The organism is Arthrobacter sp. HMWF013 (assembly GCF_003061105.1).
Lineage (GTDB): Bacteria > Actinomycetota > Actinomycetes > Actinomycetales > Micrococcaceae > Arthrobacter.
In genome coordinates, this window is record NZ_QAIQ01000338.1 from 1 (window position 1) to 15,423 (window position 15,423).

Sequence of the window (15,423 nt, forward strand, 5' to 3'; positions counted from 1 at the left end):
TACTCTTACTCTTACTCTTACTCTTACTCTTACTCTTACTCTTACTCTTAGAAGGATAATATTTCGATGACACGTCCCTCGACGATATATTGCACGGTGGTAGCTCAAAATTACCTCCCCCAAGCTCTCGCTTTACACGCGAGCATCCAGGAGCATTCTCCTGATATCAGTCTTGTGATCATGGTCGTCGACGGAGATCGCCGAGACCTCGAAAGCGCCGAAGCCAACCTACGCATAGTTGGCACAGACTTCCTTGATCTGGACGATCGAGAAATCCTAAATCTAGCCATGATCTATGATGTGGTTGAGTTTTCAACATCCATAAAGCCGCTTTTCTTCCTAAAGCTACTCGAAGAATTCAATCGTGTCGCATATCTTGATCCGGACACATACTTGGTAACCCCGCTTGTTGAATTAGACGAGGTTATCGATCAACATGGAACGATATTTACTCCCCATTTTCTCCGCCCGATCGCTCCGGGTTCCGAGGTAGTTTCCGAGGTTCACAGCCTGACCGTCGGCGTCCACAATCTCGGTTTTGGCGCCTTCGATAGGACGAGTCGCCCTTTTCTGAATTGGTGGTGGTCACACCTTCGGCGAGAATGTCTCATCTATCCCCTTCTTTCAATATTCGTTGACCAAAAATGGACAGACATCGGAGCGGTCCTCTTTGACGCACATTCCTGGCGCCACGCCGGCTACAACGTCGGTCCTTGGAATCTTCACGAACGCGAAGTTGTCAGAGCCGATGGCCAGTTGCAGATTGCCTCCACGCATCATCCGCTGCGACTCGTTCACTTCAGTGGTTTCGACCCCCTAGATCCTGACGCGATTAGCGTGAGATTGTCCGTTTCACTCCGGGACACTGAGGGCGTCAACGAAGAGTTCCGGGCTCTTTCACGGAAGTATGCTCTTGCGCTCCTGGCAGCGAGGGACAGTCTCGGAACATCTCCAAAGTATGCATATGACGTCGACAGTACTGGTCGCAGGTTGTCCAAACGGCTTCGCAAAACCTACCGACGGGACCTTCTTGAGGATGAAGCAGCACTCCTTCCCAGTCCATTTTTAGACGCAGAACGAGCCGACTTCGATCGATGGCGCCGGGGCTCAAAGCTGCGCGGAGCTAAAATTGCATTGGCTGACATAGCTCTCGCTGCCAAGTATGCACTTCCCGATGAATTCAAGTTTGTGCAGAAGCGGTTACCGGCAGTGTCCTCCAAGCTTCGAGCTGGCCTGCTGGCTTCCTCCAAAGTTCGCCGATGAGAACCGACCTACTTTTCGATGCTCGCCACGTCCGCGCCAGCGGGATTGGGATATACAGCAAAGAGCAGATCAAGCTCTTAGGTCCGTGGGCAAATAAGAACGGCTTCAAGGTGGTTTTGCTGAGTATACCGGACCAACTTGGCGACATACCGCCCAACCTTGACGTCTACGAAACAACGCAAAAGCGCGCGGGAATGTACTCGCTCGCCGAACAAGTCGGCTTTACGTCGGTACTCAAACGACTTCGACCCAAGGCATTTTGGACTCCCCACTATCCGTATCCAGTCCTGTCAGCAGGCCAAAGCACTTTCGTTACAATTCACGATGTGTTGCATGCAAAGACAGCGATACAGGGTGGACCTGGTGGCTTGAAACAGAAATATGCCATGTCTATGATCCGATTGGCTCTCCAACGTAGTCGTGGCGTCTTCGTTCCGTCCGAGGCAACTAGGGATGAGATATTCCGTCATTTCGGTGAATCTTCGAATTTACACATTGCGCCCATGCACATAGACCGCGCATGGAGTCAAGAGATTGATGATTTTGATCGTCCTAAGAAGCTCCCAAAGAATTACATTTTGTTCGTGGGTAACGTAAAAAGGCACAAAAACTTAGTTGGACTCTTAAATGCTTTTGAGTTGATCAAGGAAAGAACGAATGTAGATCTCGTGCTGGCTGGTGGAGCTGAGAATGTGAAAAACCAGGATCCAATGGTTTTCGAGCATGTGAAGCGGTTGGGCTCACGCGTCCACCTGACAGGAACGCTTTCGTTCAATTCGCTTCGCGCGACAGTCGCCGGAGCAAAATGCCTCGTGATGCCTTCACTTTATGAAGGCGTCGGCCTTCCGCCCCTTGAGGCTATGGCCACTGGAACACCCGTGGTCGCATCCGATATTCCTGCCCTTCGAGAGACTTGTGGTGACGCGGCTATTTTCTTCGCCAGTACCGACGTAGTTAGCATGGCGGAGGCCATTCTTCGCACTCTCGACTCGACCGCACTCCGAGCAGAACTCGTTCAGCGAGGACGGAGGCGTTTGTACGAGCGAGAGCAGTTAATAGACCCGATGCGTCCACTCAGCATCATCGCGGCGAACAGTCTGTAGAACCCTGTCACCCAGAGGAGGACGCTTGCTAAAGCGACTAAGTAAGGCCATCAATCATGATGGGATAATCATCGGCCCGTTGCGTATTTTGGTAAGAACCGTATCTCGAGGTCTGCAGATGATCAATGCTAGGCTACACGGCATCAGCGGTCGGCTTCCTCTAGGAAGCCAAATATCAGGACTTCGGAATGTAAAGATAGGTGCAGATTTCGTAGTTCATGGTCCGGTGTGGATCGAGGCCATACAGGCTTACGCGGACGAAAACCATGAGTCTTCGATAAGCATTGGCGAATCGTTTAGGGCGTCTGACAGGTTGCACATCACAGCCATAGGCACCATCACAATTGGAGACTGCTGCCTATTTGGATCGTCAGTCTTTATCGGCGATCACGCCCACGGTGAGTACCGCGGGACCAGCTCGAGTGATCCTAGCATTGCACCTGCGGAACGACGGTTAGGGAATCAAGGTGATGTCTTCATTGGATCGAATTGCTGGCTCGGCGATAACGTCGTCGTAGTAGGGCCCGTAAATATAGGTGACGGAGCAATAATTGCTGCGAATTCAGTGGTGACGACCGATATTTCGGCGCGAACTATGGTTGCTGGAGTTCCGGCTAAGGTCATCAAAACTTATGATGCAAAATCCCAACAGTGGCGCCAGATCCAGCGAAACGATGGCTCAGCATACGGCGCTACGAGATAAACGCCGTATTGGCACCGTTGGAAAGCACCGCCCGTTTAGTGACCTATTCTGGTTAATGCTTTATAAACTCTATTATGGTCTGCCGAGCCGGATCAAGTTACTGCTCAACGAATAGGTACCCTTGATATATGCATCAGTCCAACGAAAGTGTTCGGCCGGAGACCGGTCGTAGAAGAAGAAGCCGTCGTGGACAGCCAGTGGGATCTAAAACCGGGCGAAGCATCAGCCTTTTAGTCCTTCTGCAGATCTCATCGCTGGCAGTACCTCTAGCGACAATGCCCTTCCTTACACGCGTTCTTGGTCCCGCAGCATGGGGACATCTGGCGGCAATCCAGGCGCTCGCAATAACAATGTCAATACTTGTAGAGTATGGCTTCCAATATACCGCGACACGCTCTCTGAGTATCCAAAGAGATAGCCCTGCAGCGGTTCAGAGAATTGTCAGCGATGTTGTTACTGCAAAGATGTATCTAAGCATTTTAGCAGCGCTCATTGGTACCGTAATCTACGTCGTGGTTCCTTCGTTTCAAGAAAATGGCACTTTGTACCTGGTAGGGATTCTCTATGCCATTATATTGGGCTGGTCGCCCATTTGGTATTTTCAAGGAATGGAACGTCTGCAACTTGCCGTGACTATTGACGTCGGAGCCAAGATTGTCAGTGCGGCGTGGATCTTTATCGCCGTTCGAACACCCGCGGACGCGGTTCTCGTCCTGGTGGCACAATCGGTTGTAACGGCCCTAGCGACGATCCTTAACTATCTTCGTTTGATGCGCTGCTCGGGTAGGCCGACACTAAGCACACGTCGTGCAAGGGCGGGACTCGCTGAAGGATTTCCGCTTTTCCTGTACAGAGCGGTGGTCACCATCTACTCAGTGGGCAGCACAGCTGTACTTCGCGGGATGTCATCCAGCATTGAGACCGGCAACTATGCCAATGCGGACCGCCTCACCTCAGCTGCGAAAAGCCTGATAGTCCCGGTCGGCCAGGTCATGTTTCCGAAAATAAGTAGACTCCATGCCTCGGACCCTTTGCATGCGAAAAAAATCATGCTCGTGAGCCTCGCCGTATTAACCACGCCCTTCGCCGCTGTCGGGGTAGCGGCTATGGCATTGTCCCCCTACCTGCTTCCCTTATTCTTCGGGCCGAACTACGAAGGCACCATCCCGATATTTCAGGTCCTCTGTCTAACATTGCCCCTCGTTGCCGCTAGCAACGTACTGGGAATTCAATGGATGCTCGCTCGCGGCCGCCAGCGAGCATTCAACCTTCTTGTCACCTTAAGTGCTGTATCCAGCATCATATGTATGATTTTCCTGGTGCCTAGTCTGGGCGGCCTGGGCATGGCATGGTCGGTCGTCATTGCTGAGGCAATTTTGGTCTTATCGATGACTCTGCACGCGCTGATTGGCAAAGAACAGTGATACTGCGGCTGCCGTTTCGGGTAGCTGGGAATCTTGGGACGCGTCAAGTCATAATCGCGGCAGTCGAATCGTTTCCTGGCTATCCTTTGGTCTTTCGTAAACTGTGGCGCCAGCATGCGTCAAAAGTGAGCGCAGCTACGCAAGTAACATCAAACAGGCAAGAACTGAAGCGGATAAGGAATGGATGTGGGGACGTTGCGTCAAGGCGACCAGGGAGTGGAAGTTGAGAGACTGACCGCCAGCAGAACATGGCGCCGACGCTACTCGCAGCGACTGCGGATATTGGATGCCGGGGTTGTGATTTGGGCCGTTGCAGGTGCGTTCGGCGTTCGCTTCGGTTTTTCTGAACTTGGAAGTGGCGACGTACGAGACGCCGACTACTTGTTGCTTTCCGGAGTTCTGGCAATCGCGTGGTGGATGATGTTGGGCATTTGGGGCTCACGGGAACCTAGGGTATTGGGCTCAGGTTCAGAGGAGTACAAGCGTGTGATAGCGTCCTCGGCCTGGCTGTTTGGTTTCGTCGCGGTCGTTTCCTACGCACTCCGTATTGACACCGCCCGCGGTTTCGTGGGCTTGGCCTTCCCAGCGGGTGCCTTTGGCCTCCTGGCAGCACGTTGGATGGTACGGCAGCACCTGGCACTCGAACGCAACCGCGGTCTGAGCGCCTCCAGAGTGTTGATCATTGGCGGCCCCCATTCAGCCGCGCATCTCATTCGTTCGCTTCAGAGCGCGCCGACTGCAGGATATGTTCCCGTCGCAGCGCATCTTCCCGGAGCTGATGCGGACGCTGCAATCCTACCGGGTCTCGCCGTTCCTGTAACAGGAATAGAACGTGACTTCGATTCAATTCTCGCGGTAATAATAGCCACAGATGTCGACGCGGTGGCTGTTTCTGCCGGAGTCAACATGCATCCGGAGGATCTTAGAAAGTTGGGCTGGGAGCTTGCCGCAAGAGAAATTGGTATGATCTTGGCGCCCGCTTTGACTGACATAGCTGGTCCGAGGATTCATACGCAACCCGTAGCCGGCTTACCTTTAATACATGTGTCGACTCCAAAATTAACCGGCGGGAAAAAGGTTGCCAAGCGTACTTTTGACATCGCTGGTGCCGGATTATTGGTTCTGCTGCTAAGTCCTATATTTTTGGCCGTAGCCCTCGCTGTCAAGATGACTAGTGCCGGATCTGTTTTCTATCAGCAAGAGCGCATAGGGCTTCGTGGCACTACTTTCAAAATGTTAAAGTTTAGATCCATGAGGGTTGATGCCGATGCAGAGCTCGCTGCCCTTCTAGAAAGTCAGGGGTCCGCGGGAAAGCCGCTATTCAAAGTGGATAACGACCCCAGAATTACACCAATTGGACAGTTTCTGCGTAAGTTCTCCCTTGACGAGTTGCCGCAATTACTCAACGTAATCGGCGGTAGCATGAGCCTAGTCGGACCAAGACCTCAGCGTGAAGGCGAGGTTGCACTTTACGACGATGCTGCACACCGTCGTCTGTACGTTAGTCCCGGAATGAGCGGATTATGGCAAGTGAGCGGTCGCTCTAACCTAACTTGGGAGGAGAGTATCCGATTGGACCTCTATTACGTAGAGAACTGGTCCCTGACGGGTGACATCGTAATTCTATTCAAAACGTTTAAAGCTGTTTTTGCCAGTACAGGTGCCGTATAGGGCTGCTGTTTCCAGAATGGTTTTGACCCCGAAGGAGAAAATGAAAGCCGAGTCCCCAGAAACGCAGAGGGAAAGTCATTCAAGACGGAGCCCATCGTCGCGACGAAATCCCCGTCGACGGCGATTCGCAGCAGCCGGAACTGTCGTCGGGCTGGCCGTGGTGTTCTCGAGCATTTTTGTTGCCTTGCTGGCGGCGACCGCGCAAACAATAGAATCGGAACTGCAGGCCTCCCAGGACCTACTGCCTCGAATAAGCGACAACATCCAACTAGGTGATGCAGCGTCCCTCGGCCCCTTGGCCGAAAAGTTGAAGGAACATACTTCCAAGGCTCGCGCAGCATCCCAAAGTCCTATATGGACAATTGCAGGCACCGCCCCCTGGATGGGCCATAACTTCCAAGCCGTGGCCGAGGTTGCGACTGCCGCGGATGATGTGGCAAACCTTGGCCTTGGCCCACTGGTGAGTGTGTTCGAGTCATTCGACTTCAGTTCCTTAGTTCCTCGTGACGGCGCGATAAGCCTCTCCGACATAAGTAAGTCCCAGCCAGTTATTGCATCTGCAGCCTACGCCGTCCGCTCCTCGGCGGAACGCTTGCACAATATCCAGACCACTGATCTTCTTCATCAAATTAGTGAACCAATTGTTGAAGCCAGACAGAGCCTCGATTCCACAAGCGCCGGCCTTGACGCCGCCGCCACAGCTGCCACCCTTGTGCCCTCCATGCTCGGCGAGGACTCACCACGTGAGTACCTGCTCATGATTCAAAATAACGCTGAATCCAGGGCCTCGGGAGGGATACCTGGTGCATTGGCAATCCTCAGAGTGGAAGATGGCAGGTTGTCACTGGGACAGCAAACCGGCACCGGAGGTATTGGGGTTATGTCGCCCGCCCTCACAGTGGAGCCTGAACAGCTTCAAATCTACTCCTCTCGCATGGGCAAATTTGTCCAGGATGTTAATCTCACGCCGGACTTCCCAACGGCGGCAAGCACAGCACAAGCTATGTGGGAACACGAATCAGGAGAAAGAGTAGATGGCGTCATATCAATCGACCCCATTGCACTTGGTTATGTCCTGCAGGCCACAGGTCCCGTCAAGATTGCGAGTCCCGAACTTTTGGCATTGGCAAGCAGAGGATTGCCCACGGAGTTGACCGGCAACAATGTCGTGCAAACGCTTCTGTCAGACGTCTATGCCAGAATCGAACAGCCTGTGCAGCAAGACGCCTACTTCGCCGGCGTGTCCCAGGAAGTTTTTTCGGCGCTCTCAAGTGGACAGGGTGACTCAAAGGGGCTCTTGGAAGGGCTTACTAAGGCCGCGAAAGAAGGCCGAGTATTGATCTGGTCGGGCTGGAAAGATGAGCAGGCACAAATCGAGAGGTATCCGCTCAGTGGTTCGATTTCAGGGCCCAGTGTTTCACCAGCACAGTTCGGTATCTACTTCAATGATGGGACTGGCGCAAAGATGGATTATTACGTGAAGCGCACCGTTCAACTGTTCGAAGAATGTCCTAAAGATGGCTATGCACAGACGACCGTCAGAGTGACGAGCACGAACACTGCTCCTGTCGACTCAGCGTCCTCACTGCCAAGCTATGTTACCGGCGCTGGCATCTTCGGCGTTCCTCCTGGGCATGTGCAAACGAACATCACGGCCTACGGGCCAGCCCAAGCGCTCGTCGAAACCGCGCAACTTGATGGTCAAAAGACGGAGTTTGCACCCTACATCCACAGCAACCGTCCTGTCGGTGTTGTGGCGATTCGGCTGGCACCAGGGGAGAGCCGCACTGTGGAGTTTACTTTTTCCAAAATTGTTCAGCACACCGTTCCTAACGTCGTTGTCACGCCTTCCGTCCAAGATGTCAAAGATGTGATCCTGCCCACAATGCCCGCCTCTTGTGGCCAGTAGTTATAGACGGCGCGTTAACAGTTTGTAAACCGTGTGTACTCACGTTGCTGGCCACTCGATGAGGATGGTAACGTCTTTCTTGGGATATCTATCCGGGATTTCCGCACAGGTCTCTTGCGGAGAGGAAACCTCCTCAATTCGGGTACACCAAAAACTTAAACGTCTCCGGGGGGACAACAATGAAAAAAGCACTCGCAGCACTCGCACTCGCTGGATCTCTTGCTCTGGTAGGTTCAGCGCCGGCAGTAGCAGCACGCTACCCGGCCATTCCGCCGCAGGCAGCTGTTTCTGACGGCACCGTCGGCCCGGGTGAGCAGTTCGTCTTCAGCGGCCAGGGTCCGTTCCAAAACCAGCCCCTCACCATCCGCGTCACACCAGGTAACGCACCCGCTTCGGGTGGCGCCAGCATTGCTGGCGGACGGTCTTTCTCCAGCAAGATCAGCGTTTTCCTAGAAGCGCAGACGCTGGCCACCCAGGCTGACGGCGAAGGCAAGTTCTCTGTGCCGGTCACTATCAACGAAGCGGGATCCTACGTCCTCACGGCTACCAGTGACGTGACGGGCTACACCGTAGGACCGGTCCGAGTCGTAGTTGCTGCTGGCTTTGCCAACAACGGTGCAGCCGGCTCTAACGCAGGCGGCAATAACGGAACACCTGCATCACTCGCCAACTCCGGTACTGCCTTGGCGAACACCGGTGCTGACTCCGGGCTGGTCCTCTGGACCTTGGTTGGGGCCGGGGCACTCGCCGCCGGTGCAGCCTCTGTTGTAGTAGTTCGCCGCCGCGCCAAGACCGAGGCAGCAGCGTAACCGCACCACGCACTAACACCAAAGAGGGTGGGTGGTTCTCCGGAAACGGAGAACCACCCACCCTCTGCATTTAACCTGTGGTATCAATTAGAGCTATGGGGATCCGTTGGTGCGGACACCACCATGGCAGGCCGCCGACTCGAACCTCCTGAGGACGCCTTGAAACAGCTCGAAAACCCCAGGCTGTGGCGCACTTTCCTCGTGGCCATGCTGGTGCCTCTGGCGCTCGTAGCTTATTGGCCCAGTCCCGTCGATCAGCCCGTGCAAGGGCAGCTCGCCACCCTCCTGAAATTCGTCCATACCCGCGGAGTTCCTGGCTGGGTCAATTACGAATTCGTTGAGGCGTCTGCCAACGTCACACTCTTTATTCCGCTGGGTGCTGTGACGTCTTTGGCATTTGCTGATAAACGATGGTGGCAAATTGGTGCTTTTGGGTTGGCTGCCTCAGGGCTCATGGAACTGGGTCAGCTTCTCTTTCTTCACAGCCGCCTTGCAAGCCCACTGGATCTTGTCACAAATACTGGAGGGGCTGTCATAGGCGCCCTGCTGGCCGCCATGGCCCTTAAACGGCTACGGGCCCGCCGACCTCTCGGTGACGGGCCCGTAGGCCGTTAGAAGACCAGCAGTTAGCCCAGGAAACCCTTCATCCAGGTCTTCAGGTCTTCGCCGAACTCCACGCGCTCTGACGCCAGCGTGATGACGGCCTTGAGGTAGCTCAGCTTGTCTCCCGTATCAAAGCGGCGGCCCTTGAACACCACGCCGTAAACGCCGGAGCCTTCGCCCTCGCCGGCAGCAAGAGTCTGAAGAGCGTCGGTCAGCTGGATTTCCCCGCCGCGGCCCGGCTCCGTGTTCTCCAGGACGCCGAACACCGAGGGGTGCAGGACGTACCGGCCGATGACGGCCAGGTTGGAGGGCGCCTCCCCCACAGCGGGCTTCTCAACGAGGCTGTTCACGCGGACATAATCCTCGCCGTCGATGGCGGTGATGTCTGCGCAGCCGTAGGCGCTGATCTGGGCAGGATCCACCTCGATGAGGGCGATGACCGAACCGCCGGTCTTCTGCTGCACCTCCATCATGGTGCTCAGCAGGGTCTCGGCCTCGTCAATGAGGTCATCACCGAGCAGCACCGCGAAGGGCTCGTTCCCCACGTGCTGGGCAGCGCACAGAACCGCATGGCCCAGGCCCTTGGCCTCACCCTGGCGGACGTAGTGGATGGGGCCCAGCTCGGACGCTTCCTGCACCAGGTCCAGGCGGCCCTGGTCACCCTTCTTTTCAAGCGCCTGCTCCAGGCCGGGCTCACGGTCGAAGTGGTCCTCGAGGGCGCGCTTGTTGCGGCCCGTGATCATCAGCAAGTCGGTCAGGCCCGCATTTACGGCTTCCTCAACCACGTACTGGATGGCCGGGCGGTCAACCACCGGCAGCATTTCCTTCGGCATCGCCTTGGTGGCGGGCAGGAAGCGAGTTCCCAGGCCGGCAGCAGGAATGACGGCTTTAGTAATAGATTTCCCCATTGTCATAGCTGAACCCTACAAATCAAGCCCTGCAGATAGCAATTTCTACCCCGTAAACTTTGGCTCACGCTTCTCCTGGAAGGCGCGGAATCCCTCTGCATAGTCATCGGTCTTGCAGAGGCGGGCCTGCTCGGCGTTCTCCTCCGTCATGGCGTCCCACAGGCCCAGCCGCTGATCCCTGATGTGTGCCACCAATTCCTTGCTCGCTTTGAAGGCACCCGTTGCGCCGGTGGCCACCTTGGTCACAATTTCCCGGGTGTTGTCCAGAAGTTCATTCGCGGGCATGGCCCGGCTGAACATCCCCTGCGCTACAGCTTCGCCGCCGGAGATGAGCTCGGCCGTGTAAATCAGGTCCAGCGTCCGGTGCATGCCCAGCCGCTCCGTGAAGTACCAGTGCCCGCCCGAGTCCAGCGTTGCCCCCAGCTTCGCGAACGGCGAGCCGAACTTCGCGTTCTCCGCCACGTACACCACGTCCGTGGCCAGCAGGAGGCCCAGCCCCACGCCCAGGCAGGCCCCCTGGGCCGCCGCGAACGTCGGGGCGGGGAATGCTGCCATCTTCTGCAGCAGCGGCTGCACAAGCCCTTCCAGGTACGCCTGGGCGTCGTCGCTTTCCGGGGTGACGTTCTGGATGTCCCGCCCCGCGCAGAAGGCGCGGCCCTCTCCCCTGAGCAGCAGCGCCCGGACCTCACCTCGCGAGGCGGCGGCAGCGGCGTCGTCGTACGCCTGGGTTAAATCCGCCAGCGCCTGCTCATCGAGCGAGTTCAGCTTGTGCGGGGCGTTCAGGACCACTTCGGCGACGCCGTTGGCGATGGAGAGGGAAATCATGGGGCTCCTAGTTCTTGGGCGAAGAGAGTCTTCTTAGACGTCGAAGTCGACGGTGACTTCCTTGCTGGTGGGGTGGCTCTGGCAGGTCAGCACGTACCCCTTGTCGAGTTCATCCTGCTCCAGCGCATAGTTTTCGTCCATGTTCACGGTGCCGGTGACCAGCTTGGCGCGGCAGGTGCCGCACACTCCCCCGGCGCACGCGAACGGCACGTCCGGGCGGACCCGCAACGCGGCGTTGAGGATGGATTCGCGGGCGTGGGTGGGGCTGGCCACCTCACCCTGCAGGCCGTCCAGCTTGAACGTGATCTTGTACGTCTCCTTGGACTCGTCCACCAGCACGGGACGGCCGGCGTTGCCCTCGGGACGGTCCGGCTTGCCGGACGTGAACAGCTCGAACCGGACATGCTCGGGCTTCACGCCGCGCTCGGCAAGGGTGTCCCGGCACAGCTGCACCAGCTCGAACGGCCCGCACAGGAACCACTCGTCCACATCGTCCGCGTGGATGGCGGTGCCGAGGAGCTGCTGGAGCTTCTCGGAATCGATCCGGCCGGAAAGCAGCGGGGCGATCCGCTGCTCGCGGGACAGCACGTGGTGGATGGCCAGGCGCTGCGGGTACTTGTCCTTCAGGTCCGCCAGCTCCTCCAGGAACATGACGTCCATGGCGGCCTTGTTGGCGTAGATCAGGTCGAACCGGGTCTCCGGGTGGGCGTGCAGCAGGGTGCGGGCGATCGCGATCACCGGGGTGATGCCGGACCCCGCGGCGATGGCCACAAAGCTGCCCGGCTCCCCCGCCAGATCCTCGGGGTGGTTCATGGAGTTCATGACGTTCTGGTCCACCGGCTTGCCGTCGCGGCCGTGCTTGGACACAAACGCACCCATGGGGCTCATGACCTCCAGGGTGTCCCCGGCCTTCAGCTCGGAGTTGGCCCAGGTGGAGAACAGCCCGCCCAGGTCCTTCTTCACGGCCACCCGGATCTCGCTGCTGCCGTCCGGGAAGCTGCGCGGCTCGGCGCAGATGGAGTAGCTGCGGCGCACCTCGTGCGGCTCGCCGGTCTCATCCGGCAGCGTGGTGCGCAGGGCCACGTACTGCCCGGGCAGGTAGTCGAACTGGCCGGCGAGCGCCGGCGGGACGGCGAACGTCACCTCGATGGCATCCTCGGTCAGCCGGCGCACCTCGCCGACGGTGAGGGTGTGGAAGGACGGACGACGGCGGCCGGTGGCCTGCGCCGTTTCTGCGGCGGTCTGGCGGACAACAGGCATGGGGGGCTTCCTTACAGGACTTTGAAGTAGTCGAACGGTTCTTTGCAGTCCTGGCAGACGTACAGCGCCTTGCAGGATGTGGAACCGAAGCGGGTGAGTTCCTTGGTGTTCAGGCTGGCGCACTGCGGGCATTTCACTGCCATGGTGAGCCGGATGGGCCCGGCGTGCCGTGCTGCGTCCGAGCGGCCCGTGGGCGGCGCGATGCCGTACTCGTTGAGCTTGGCCTTGCCGGACTCGGTCATCCAGTCCGTGGTCCAGGCCGGGGCGAGCACCAGGTCAACCTCGACGCCGGTGTAGCCCTCCTTTTTGAAGGCTGTCTGGAGGTCGTCGCGGATGGCGTCCATGGCCGGGCAGCCCGAGTACGTGGGCGTGATGGTGACCCTTACCCTGCCGTCCTCTTTTACGTGTACGTCCCGGAGAATCCCCAGGTCAGCGATGGTGAGGACAGGGATTTCCGGATCGCAGACCGTGGACGCGATGTCCCACGCCTTCTGGTCAGCGGCGTTCCGTTGCGTTGCCTGCTCGATGGCCACGGCGGTCACCAGTTCGCTCCGGGATGCTCGCGGGCCAGCACCTGCATCTCCGCGAGGATGTAACCGAGGTGCTCGGAGTGCTTGCCCTGACGGCCGCCGCCGGGGGCAGCCGGAACGTCCGGAACCTCAAGCTCCGCTTCCGCCAGGACAGCGCCGATCAGCCGGTCAAACTCGGGGCGCAGTGAGGAAGGCTGGACAGCGGCGCCGGTTTCAGCCAGGCTGGCGGTCAGCTCGTCGTCGCGGAAGAGCTCTTCCACGTACGGCCACATCAGCTTCAGGCCGTGGCTCATGCGGCGCCGGGATTCGTCCGTGCCACCGGCCAGGCGGAGGACCCACTGGACGCTGTGGTCCCGGTGGTAATCCACTTCCTTCACGGCCTTGGCGGCGATGGCGGCCAGCGTGGCATCGGTGGACTTGGTCAGCCTGCTGTACAGCTCGAACTGGTAGTGGCTCACCACGAACTGCCGGGCGATGGTGGCCGCGAAGTCGCCGTTGGGCTGCTCGAAGATCTGGATGGAGCGGAACTCGGTTTCGCTGCGGAAGTACGCCAGCTCGTCCTCGGTTTTATCCCAGGCGCCGCCGGCGTACGTGAGGAAGGAGCGGGCGTGCCCCAGCTGGTCCAGGGCGATGTTGCCCAGGGCGATGTCCTCTTCCAGCTCGGGGGCGCGGGAGATCCAATGGCCCAGCCGCTGTGCCAGGATCAGGGCGTCGTCCCCTACCCGGAGGGCGAACTCGGCCACGTCCTCGGTGGGCCTGGCCAGGCCGGTGCGGACCTCGAGCGCGATGTCCTCGGGGCGCAGGGCGTTGCCGGGCGTGATGCGGGTGGCGCTGGCAGTGGCGTCGCCGCCGCCGGCACCCATTCCGGTGGAGATATCGCCGTGACCGTGCGTTTCCGTGGCTTCGGGGATCACAGGTGCTTCACCCCTTCGCTCTTGGTGTAGTACGTGGCGTGGCGGTAGTCCTTGCCCTGGGGGGATTCGAAGAACGCGCCCTTGGAATCGGGATCGCTGGCGGCGATGGCATCGGCCGGGACCACCCAGATGGACACACCCTCGTTCCGGCGGGTGTACAGATCACGGGCGTTGCGCAGGGCCATGGCGGCGTCCGGCGCGTGCAGGGAGCCTGCGTGGACGTGGCTCAGGCCGCGGCTGGAGCGGACGAAGACCTCCCAGAGGCCCCAGCCCTGCCGGTTGGTGTGTGCTTCGGCAGGCTCAACCCGGGGGCTGACTTTTTCCGCTTCGCGGTTGATTTCGGTGGCCGAGCTGGCCGGGACTTCCGGGTTGCCGTGAGGGCTCATGCTGCGTATTCCTTCGTCTCCATTGACTCTTTTGCCATCTGTTTTGCCGCATAAGCGGCGGCTGCCTCGCGGACCCAGGCGCCGTCGTCGTGCGCTTCCCGCCGGCGTTCCAGCCGCTGGGAGTTGCAGGGACCGCGGCCGGCCAGGACCTCGTGGAACTCGTCCCAGTCCAGCGGGCCGTGCTCCCACTTCTTGGTCTCTTCGTTGAAGCGGATCTGGTCATCCGGGAGCTTGAGGCCCAGGACCTTGACCTGCTCGGCCATCATGCCCACGAACCGGTGGCGGAGTTCATCATTGCTGAAGCGCTTGATGTTCCAGGCCATGGACTGCTTGGAGTTGGGCGAATCGTCATCCGGCGGGCCGAACATCATCAGGGCCGGGGCGTACCAGCGGTTCACGGCGTCCTGCGCCATCTCGCGCTGCTCCGGGGTGCCGTTGGCGAGTTCCAGGAGGATCTCGAAACCCTGGCGCTGGTGGAAGGACTCTTCCTTGCAGACCCGGACCATGGCGCGGCCGTAGGGGCCGTAGGAGGCGCGGCACAGCGGCACCTGGTTGGCGATGGCGGCGCCGTCCACCATCCAGCCGATGGCTCCCATGTCTGCCCACGTGCGTGCGGGGTAGTTGAAGATGGAGGAGTAGCGGGCCTTGCCGGCGATGAGCGCGTCCATCATGTCGTCGCGGCTCTGGCCGAGGGTCTCCGCCGCAGAGTAGAGGTAGAGGCCGTGGCCGGCTTCGTCCTGGACCTTGGCCATGAGGATGGCCTTGCGCTTCAGGCTCGGTGCGCGGGAAATCCAGTTGGCTTCCGGCTGCATGCCGATGATCTCGGAGTGGGCATGCTGGGAGATCTGCCGGAGCAGGGTCTTGCGGTAGGCCGGGGGCATCCAGTCTTTGGGTTCGATCCGTGAATCGTCGGCGATCACACGGTCAAAGTTGGCCTGGCCTTCGGCATCGCGCAGGGCGGTGGCTTCCATGATTGCTCCTATGCACGGTCATCGTGGACTGAATTATTTACCGACCGTTCGTTCAGGATATGCGGAAGCCGCGGAAAGCGTCAAGCAATGCGGTTGAGTTCCGGGGACGCGCTCACTTCCCGCGAACGCAGAACGGCTCGGGGA

General features: G+C 58.7%; 15 protein-coding genes. 8 read left to right on the forward strand and 7 right to left on the reverse strand.

Translation table 11 applies throughout. The features are described from left to right. Window positions 1-180 precede the first annotated feature (180 nt). The 8 genes from DBR22_RS23590 to DBR22_RS12825 all read left to right on the forward strand — a co-directional run bounded on the left by DBR22_RS23590 (window position 181) and on the right by DBR22_RS12825 (window position 9,497). Window positions 181-1,263 carry a hypothetical protein gene (locus DBR22_RS23590; protein ID WP_181365162.1) on the forward strand — a complete coding sequence of 361 codons (1,083 nt, stop codon included), beginning with the start codon at window positions 181-183 and terminating at the stop codon, window positions 1,261-1,263. After that, window positions 1,260-2,366: a glycosyltransferase family 4 protein gene (locus DBR22_RS12795; RefSeq protein ID WP_108599333.1), complete on the forward strand. Its 1,107-nt coding sequence runs from the start codon at window positions 1,260-1,262 to the stop codon at window positions 2,364-2,366. The genes DBR22_RS23590 and DBR22_RS12795 overlap by 4 nt, the downstream gene beginning before the upstream one ends. Before the next feature lie 118 nt (window positions 2,367-2,484). Beyond that, window positions 2,485-3,069: an acyltransferase gene (locus DBR22_RS25235; RefSeq protein ID WP_108599334.1), complete on the forward strand. Its 585-nt coding sequence runs from the start codon at window positions 2,485-2,487 to the stop codon at window positions 3,067-3,069. A gap of 128 nt (window positions 3,070-3,197) precedes the next feature. Further along, entirely contained in the window at window positions 3,198-4,493 is a 1,296-nt protein-coding gene (locus DBR22_RS12805; protein WP_108599335.1) for a flippase, read from the forward strand. A gap of 216 nt (window positions 4,494-4,709) precedes the next feature. Continuing rightward, entirely contained in the window at window positions 4,710-6,164 is a 1,455-nt protein-coding gene (locus DBR22_RS12810; protein WP_258229183.1) for a sugar transferase, read from the forward strand. Between the two features lie 40 nt (window positions 6,165-6,204). Then, window positions 6,205-8,073: a DUF4012 domain-containing protein gene (locus DBR22_RS12815; RefSeq protein ID WP_108599337.1), complete on the forward strand. Its 1,869-nt coding sequence runs from the start codon at window positions 6,205-6,207 to the stop codon at window positions 8,071-8,073. Between the two features lie 179 nt (window positions 8,074-8,252). Then, the gene (locus DBR22_RS12820; protein WP_108599338.1) at window positions 8,253-8,882 is read left to right on the forward strand and encodes an LPXTG cell wall anchor domain-containing protein; all 630 of its coding nucleotides are present in this window, start codon (window positions 8,253-8,255) and stop codon (window positions 8,880-8,882) included. 159 nt (window positions 8,883-9,041) lie between these two features. Further along, on the forward strand, window positions 9,042-9,497 hold the full coding sequence (locus DBR22_RS12825; RefSeq protein WP_258229184.1) for a VanZ family protein: 456 nt from the start codon (window positions 9,042-9,044) through the stop codon (window positions 9,495-9,497). Window positions 9,498-9,508: 11 nt separating this feature from the next. Here DBR22_RS12825 and galU read toward each other — a convergent pair whose 3' ends face one another. Genes galU through paaA form a run of 7 tightly spaced genes read right to left on the reverse strand, consistent with a single transcriptional unit; the run spans window position 9,509 to window position 15,279 of the window. Next, window positions 9,509-10,399, reverse strand: coding sequence for a UTP--glucose-1-phosphate uridylyltransferase GalU (gene galU / locus DBR22_RS12830; RefSeq protein WP_108599339.1), 891 nt, complete (start codon window positions 10,397-10,399; stop codon window positions 9,509-9,511). Window positions 10,400-10,438: 39 nt separating this feature from the next. Beyond that, complete coding sequence (locus DBR22_RS12835; RefSeq protein WP_108599340.1) at window positions 10,439-11,218, reverse strand: enoyl-CoA hydratase/isomerase family protein; 780 nt, start codon at window positions 11,216-11,218, stop codon at window positions 10,439-10,441. 33 nt (window positions 11,219-11,251) lie between these two features. Continuing rightward, window positions 11,252-12,478 (reverse strand): 1,2-phenylacetyl-CoA epoxidase subunit PaaE, encoded by a 1,227-nt coding sequence (gene paaE, locus DBR22_RS12840; protein WP_108599341.1) that lies wholly within the window; start codon window positions 12,476-12,478, stop codon window positions 11,252-11,254. A gap of 11 nt (window positions 12,479-12,489) precedes the next feature. Next, entirely contained in the window at window positions 12,490-13,020 is a 531-nt protein-coding gene (gene paaD, locus DBR22_RS12845) for a 1,2-phenylacetyl-CoA epoxidase subunit PaaD (protein ID WP_108599342.1), read from the reverse strand. Then, entirely contained in the window at window positions 13,017-13,871 is an 855-nt protein-coding gene (gene paaC / locus DBR22_RS12850) for a 1,2-phenylacetyl-CoA epoxidase subunit PaaC (protein ID WP_108599346.1), read from the reverse strand. Before paaC ends, paaD begins: the two co-directional genes overlap by 4 nt. A gap of 47 nt (window positions 13,872-13,918) precedes the next feature. After that, window positions 13,919-14,308 (reverse strand): 1,2-phenylacetyl-CoA epoxidase subunit PaaB, encoded by a 390-nt coding sequence (gene paaB / locus DBR22_RS12855; protein ID WP_108599343.1) that lies wholly within the window; start codon window positions 14,306-14,308, stop codon window positions 13,919-13,921. Further along, entirely contained in the window at window positions 14,305-15,279 is a 975-nt protein-coding gene (paaA, locus tag DBR22_RS12860; protein ID WP_108599344.1) for a 1,2-phenylacetyl-CoA epoxidase subunit PaaA, read from the reverse strand. The genes paaB and paaA overlap by 4 nt, the downstream gene beginning before the upstream one ends. Between the last annotated feature and the right edge of the window lie 144 nt (window positions 15,280-15,423).